At 35.5% G+C, this 6,295-nt stretch carries 6 protein-coding genes; 3 read left to right on the top strand and 3 right to left on the bottom strand.

What is annotated here, in order from left to right; genetic code table 11:
- Positions 1-135 precede the first annotated feature (135 nt).
- Positions 136-771, top strand: coding sequence for a DsbA family protein (locus tag D1094_RS17815; RefSeq protein ID WP_118961453.1), 636 nt, complete (start codon positions 136-138; stop codon positions 769-771).
- Here the strand turns inward: D1094_RS17815 and D1094_RS17820 are convergent.
- Complete coding sequence (locus tag D1094_RS17820) at positions 768-1,088, bottom strand: GIY-YIG nuclease family protein (RefSeq protein WP_118961454.1); 321 nt, start codon at positions 1,086-1,088, stop codon at positions 768-770. The two genes, D1094_RS17815 and D1094_RS17820, sit on opposite strands and share 4 nt — an antisense overlap.
- A gap of 215 nt (positions 1,089-1,303) precedes the next feature.
- The gene (locus D1094_RS17825; protein WP_118961455.1) at positions 1,304-2,044 is read right to left on the bottom strand and encodes an ABC transporter substrate-binding protein; all 741 of its coding nucleotides are present in this window, start codon (positions 2,042-2,044) and stop codon (positions 1,304-1,306) included.
- A gap of 388 nt (positions 2,045-2,432) precedes the next feature.
- Here D1094_RS17825 and D1094_RS17830 point away from each other — a divergent pair, with 388 nt between their 5' ends.
- Both D1094_RS17830 and D1094_RS17835 read left to right on the top strand, forming a co-directional pair.
- Entirely contained in the window at positions 2,433-5,015 is a 2,583-nt protein-coding gene (locus D1094_RS17830; protein ID WP_118961456.1) for a hypothetical protein, read from the top strand.
- Between the two features lie 291 nt (positions 5,016-5,306).
- Complete coding sequence (locus tag D1094_RS17835; RefSeq protein WP_118961457.1) at positions 5,307-5,687, top strand: GFA family protein; 381 nt, start codon at positions 5,307-5,309, stop codon at positions 5,685-5,687.
- 19 nt (positions 5,688-5,706) lie between these two features.
- On the opposite strand, the gene D1094_RS17840 is transcribed toward D1094_RS17835, so the two are convergent.
- Positions 5,707-5,955 carry a hypothetical protein gene (locus tag D1094_RS17840; protein ID WP_147361101.1) on the bottom strand — a complete coding sequence of 83 codons (249 nt, stop codon included), beginning with the start codon at positions 5,953-5,955 and terminating at the stop codon, positions 5,707-5,709.
- Between the last annotated feature and the right edge of the window lie 340 nt (positions 5,956-6,295).

A 6,295-nucleotide genomic window follows, 5' to 3' on the forward strand; every position in this document is an offset into this window, starting at 1 on the left:
TCTTTCGAGTGCACATTCTGCAAGAATGACACAATGTTTAATTAAGGCGTAGCGATTAACGTGTTGATATTCTTGCTTAATCATTTAGTTTGATGGTGTTTATACTTTTTACCTATTTTTGATGATTATAAATTAATGGAAAATATTACCTTATATTATATCTATGACCCTATGTGCAGTTGGTGTTGGGGATATAGGCCTGTCTGGGATGAAATTCAAAAATTACTACCGACAAACATAACGATTGAATATGTTGCTGGAGGCTTAGCACCAGACTCTAAAAAGACGATGCCTAACGAGCAGCAACTCGCTATTCAACAGCATTGGCGAACTATAGAAAAACGACTCGGCACTGAGTTTAACTTTGACTTTTGGCTGCAAAATACTCCTCGTCGTTCAACTTATGATGCGTGTCGAACTGTTATTGCTGCTAGTTATCAAGCACAACACATTCAAATGATAGATGCTATTCAGCGAGCTTATTACTTACGGGCAATGAATCCATCTGATGAAAGTGTGTTGTACAAGGTTGCGAAAGAAGTCGCTGAACAAAGTAACGGGGAGTTTAGTTATGAAAAATTTGTTGAAGATTTTACTTCTGATGAGCTAGAGCGGGAGTTAACAAAACAAATAGAACAAGCAAGAACCTTATCATCTCAAGGCTTTCCGTCACTTGTTCTTAGCGTTAAGAACAAAATGATTCAAATACCTGTTGATTACCTTAATGCTACAGCGACCTGTCAGTTAATTGAAAGGGTCAGCGAAAGTTAAGCTAAATCGAGAACAGGTATCCTTAATGTCTCTCTTTTTAATAATTGTTCAACGAATTTTGGTGATACTTGATAAAACTCGCTGACATACTTTTTGTTACTTAGGTAATCCTTAATTCGAGAAACAACATTGCTTGCTTGTTCGCATTCTAATGAGAAAACAACGGAATAATTGCCAGGTGTAGATTGAGAAAGTGATAAAGCATAATCTTTAGGATCGTTATCTGTTAGCTCAATTCGAATAACGTCAGAAAAAAACGAATGTGTCATTATACAAATATTTTTATTTTCTTCCTCTGAATTCATATTTGCCAACATGGTTATTCCTTTTTTGCTAAGCAAACGACTTAATATATATTTAAAAAAATTAGTATAGCGTAGTTTTGCTAGTGAAGTCATGATTTATGGTTTTATTTGCTGCAAGATTAATTTTAGATATGATTTTTGAGAGCCCCTAGATTAAGGGTTCTTTAGCATAGGTTTTGAGCTATTACTGATTAAGAAAGCCTTTAGAATATTGCTATTATTTGAGTTTAAAAATCATATTTCAGTTTTAACTCGGTATAGGCTTCTGAGCTTTTATATTCTTTTAACGCTGTATTAAATAACTTCTTCACTGCTAAATCTTTAAACGCAAGTTGATAATCAGATTTTGGAAAAACAAAATGATAATTGAATGTATTATCCAAGTTATCAATACCTTGCATTCTGGCGAGGTATTTAAATATATTAATATCAAGTACTATTACGTCAACTCGCTTTTTAACTAATAATTGTGGCTGTGCTGATTGTTCAGCGGTACTTAAATACAAAGGGCTTTTTTTAGAAGCTTGTAAATAAGTATCGCCTAGTAATTTATCTGCATTTTGAAAAGCTGCTATAGAGTATGTATTTAAATCTTCAATATTTTGAATGGATAAATCTCTACTTTTTAGTGATATAGCGACATTTTGATAGCTAATATACGTATCACTTAACATATTTATATCAGTAAAAACCCTTTTATTTGTCGTCATTACCGCGTCAATATACATCGCATCGAGCATTTTTGTTGAATGCTTAAACTGCGTAAAAACAAAAGCCGTATCGATGTTTATTTCATTAAAAATGTTTTGAATCAGTTCAATTTCAAAACCTGTCCTTTCTTGTTGAAAGACATAGGGGGGCTTGTTTAATCCAGCAACAATGGATAGTTGCTCTCTTTTAGCAAAAGCATTATCAGCACTAATGAACAGAACAGTAAATAGTAATATGTTTTTTATCGTTTTTATCATTTTTACTCGTCTTTTTGTCTCATTAATCTACTGATTTATCATGTCAAAAATAAACATAACCGTATGCATTACAGAATGTAAATAAATGGCTTTACGTTAATGTTATTATTTTACTCTAAAGTTTAGCTTATTGTTCATTAATGTCTAAGTATACAATTTTACCGTGTTTATTATTACTTACGGAACAAGGAAAAGCTATTTAGTACATTGATATTACGAACTTTTATTTTAAATTGTTATAGTTAAATACGCATAAATGGCTTAGCAGTAATTATTGTTAAACCATTTTTAGCGCCGTCATGCTGTTATATATAATAGTACGGGTTGTAAAAAAGCCATTGTTTGTATATTGTATTCCGCTATTTGTATTAACTAATAGAGGCTCTACATGAAATTAAAGCTCAGTATGCTATCAGCCGCAGTGTTATTAGGTGCGTGTTCACAAACTAACATCACAACTACATCGTCACTAGTTCAAACAGAAACTGAGATTGTGCAAAAATACCGTTTGAATACAGTTCAGGCGATTCCCGCACCAAAAGACATGAAAGCTGATGTTATTGTCCATGGCCGAGTTTCTACGGTAGAAGAGATTGATGTAGCTTATGTTGGCAAGCAAATACCGTTTACCTTTAGTGATGGCAAAGTTGAAAATACAGCAGGTTTTGAGTGGTATGTGAGTAAACATTTTGCCTTAAAAACAGATTACCCAGCTCAACGAGCCAAATTCTTTTTAGAGCTGTTAGAGTTATCATACCCTTATTATGTTGAATATTTTGGTATGGAGCCGCCAAACATTGACCAACAACGTATTGCTTCAACCTACGCAACCAGTAATGACAGGCTACGTGATGCCATGTTTGATGACGGCTTTAACCGAGGTATTCATCATACAGCTGGCGGTGAAGCGATGTATTATAACTGGGTGGGGTATAGTTTCCCTACTGAGCGACCTCAGCATCAGCGTTATATTTCTATTCATGAAACCATGCACTCTTATCAAATGGCATTGGGCAACTACCCATGGACGCCATCATGGCACGGCGAAGGATTAGGCGATTCAACCGCTAATCATAATTTTGACAGTGCTAAAAAGCAATTAACCGTTTTTGGTCATGATGTACCCATTTTTGACATGATGAGCTGGGGATTACACTCTTACAAAAAATATCAGCAACCGACTATTGTTGAGATTCATAACCGCAAGCGGTTTGATCGTGGCTTAAATGTCTTGTTTGTTCAATTTATGTATAACAACCCTGAATACTCTCAGTATATGAAAATATACCACCAAGAGGTTATGCGATTACAAACAGATAGTCGTGAAAAGTCACTTGAGGTGTTGCAAGCTATTGTTCCTGATTGGGAAGCCCTTGAAGCAAACTTTAAAAAGTGGGTTGCTAATATAGACGAGACGCATGTGGTTGCAAGTCGAGGTCAATGGGAAATGGATGGAAATATGTTTTATAAACGTAAATCTAACTATGACTATGCACCGCAACGTGTTGGTTTCACTATGACACCTTCAGAAACTCCAAGTTATAGGCCTTTTGCAATAGACTTTCCAAGGCCTGATGCAAGCGAACTAGTACTTGATGCTAAACGTGGTATTAAAGAACCTATTTTAGCTTATGTTTTGTCATACCAAAAAGACACGCTGTCAAAGGGCAAGTTAGGTATGGCGCTTGGTGTGAAATTGACCAAAGAAAACAGCGAAGCAATTTCGAAAGATTATCGTAGTTGGAAAGGCGCAAATACTGATTTAGACGAACAAGTGCGTATTGAAGTAAAAGCAGCGAATACATTACAAATCGATAGTCGCAATTTATCAGGCAAGTTGAGTGAATATAAATTACCAACTGATATTGTTGAAAGCTTAGCAACGCAAGATAAACCTGAATTAGGCGTTTCAATGGCAATAAAAGCATCTAGCCTAGAGATAATCGTTAAAACAGCTAATGCACAAGCTTTTAAAGTCAGCGAGGCATTAACTGAACAACAAAAAACTGCATTACTTAATCGACCCTTTGGCTTAATTTCATCAGATAACCAACATGGTATTACCCCGTATATTGATGATGGTCGTGAATTAAACCCTAGAAGTACTGATTACTCAAAAGCAACTGCAGCTAATGCATGGGGCTTTACTGGAGATAAATTAGCTCAACGCTTTGCTAGAGCTAATTGGAAGGCAGGTAAAAATACACCAACACAATGGCGTGAAGCATTCAATCGATTAAACGTTGCTGCCTTAAACACTAATCAGAGTGAGTCTATAGCCGAAGTGGCAGCAGTAAATGCCTTAATGCCTGAGTTAGCTAAACAAGGTGCTAACTTAAACGAGGCGCTGGCAGAGCTTTCAGGTATTCAACTTCAGCTCGATTGGTTAGGACATTCAGCTAATAATATGAAGCAAAATGCGATTATTACTAATCATAGCCAGCAAGATATTTCAGGAACTATTCAGTTCACGGTTAATGATCAGGTAAGTAAGTTATTACCTGTACTAGCGAAGGCGGGAGAAAAAATTAATATAATCGTACCTGAAAAACTTTTGGCTCAAGGCAATACCGTAGTCGCTACCTTCGATTATATTTGGCAGCAACAAGGCATTAAGCAAGTTTTACAGCAAAAAACAAAACAATATCATGGCTACGAATTAGCTGGTATTTCAGGGGATTTTGCTAACGATATCTTTACGATGAAGGCTAAGGTGCATGGTCCTTTCGCTGGTAAAACAGAAGGGGAAATTACCTTTAATTTTTACCATAGCGGTAAAAAGGAAACTATTGAACAAGCGTTTTCTCTAAAGCCTTATGAAGTGCTTGAGCTGAGCCAAAACTTTAAAGTAACAGAGAAAGAAATTGACCATGATGCATGGTTTGAGATCAGTGTTGTTGCAGAAGTTGATGGCGAACCAGTCTTAGTGCGAAAACGTTTACCGTATATACCGCAAAAGTTTAACCGCTAACAACGATAATAAAGCCCAATTTACTTTGGGCTTTTAATTTTTTATTTGATAATTTTATCTTTTAATTGAACTATTAAACAAAGACAAACACATCTTAAGAATTATAGGTTTCTCATGTCTACATGTTATGCGCATATATTTATTTTATTGTGGGATAAAGAACAATAACCTCCATTAATTAACTACAGATAAATGCAATTTATATCTAGTTTTGCTATGGTTTTTAACGACTTTATGAATAATCGCGATAAAAGTCAGTAGATTTTACTCAAACAATTTAATAGGTGAAACATGAAATATAAGGGCAGTTGTCATTGTCAGGCAATTACATTTACCGTTGAGTGTCCTGAAGCCATTGAGGTTGAAGAGTGTAATTGTTCTATTTGCACCAAAGCAGGGTTTCTACATTTAATTGTACCTAAAAGTAAGTTTACGTTACTTAGCGGTGAAAAATTTATCACTACTTATACTTTTAATTCAAATGTTGCTAAACATACCTTTTGTAAAGTGTGTGGCAGTAAACCTTTTTATACGCCTCGCTCTAACCCTGACGGTATTGATGTCAATGTTCGTTGTTTAGATGAAAAGCCACCGAGGATACATGTAACTGCTTTTGATGGGAAAAATTGGGAAAAGAATGCAGGGTCATTAAAACACAAAAGTATCGAGTAGTTTCATTATTTTTTTACGGTTATTTATTCAATAGTGCCTTTAATCTAGCTAGTTGAATATTTTGTACGTTATCTACAATTGGGGTCAATTTATCAAGCCCTCCATCCATATAGCCAGTTACTTGATAATTGAAAATAATATTCGTAGTGCTCTCAGTGAGTGACTCAAACTTCCATGACATACCACCATGTATACCTAGCATTTGAAGTGGCCCTAAACCGCCTATCATTCTAATTTCTTTGTTTGGGTTAACATATGATACCGTCATATGAAGTGCTTGTTTATCGTCATTGATTTCACAAAAGCATTTTCCTACTTCGGGTGTAATCGTTAGGTATTCAGATTGCCCAAACCAAGTGTGATCTGGATGCCACCACTGGCTGACATTAAGAAATTGCTTATAAGCTACTTCTGCACTGACAGGTACTTTAGCTGCAATTTTTATGGAAAAACCATTAGGGTCTGTTGATCTTTCGCGATTAAATTTTGTTCGAGCTTAAAGCGTTTTATTCGCGGCGAGTAGTGTGTAGCTTAGTCATTCTAAGCAAATACTACTCAACAAAGCGTAAAATGCTTTTAGCCGAATCGTTCGGACAGCGTTTGTTGGT

The sequence above is a fragment of the Colwellia sp. RSH04 genome (assembly GCF_003545765.1).
GTDB lineage: Bacteria > Pseudomonadota > Gammaproteobacteria > Enterobacterales > Alteromonadaceae > Colwellia.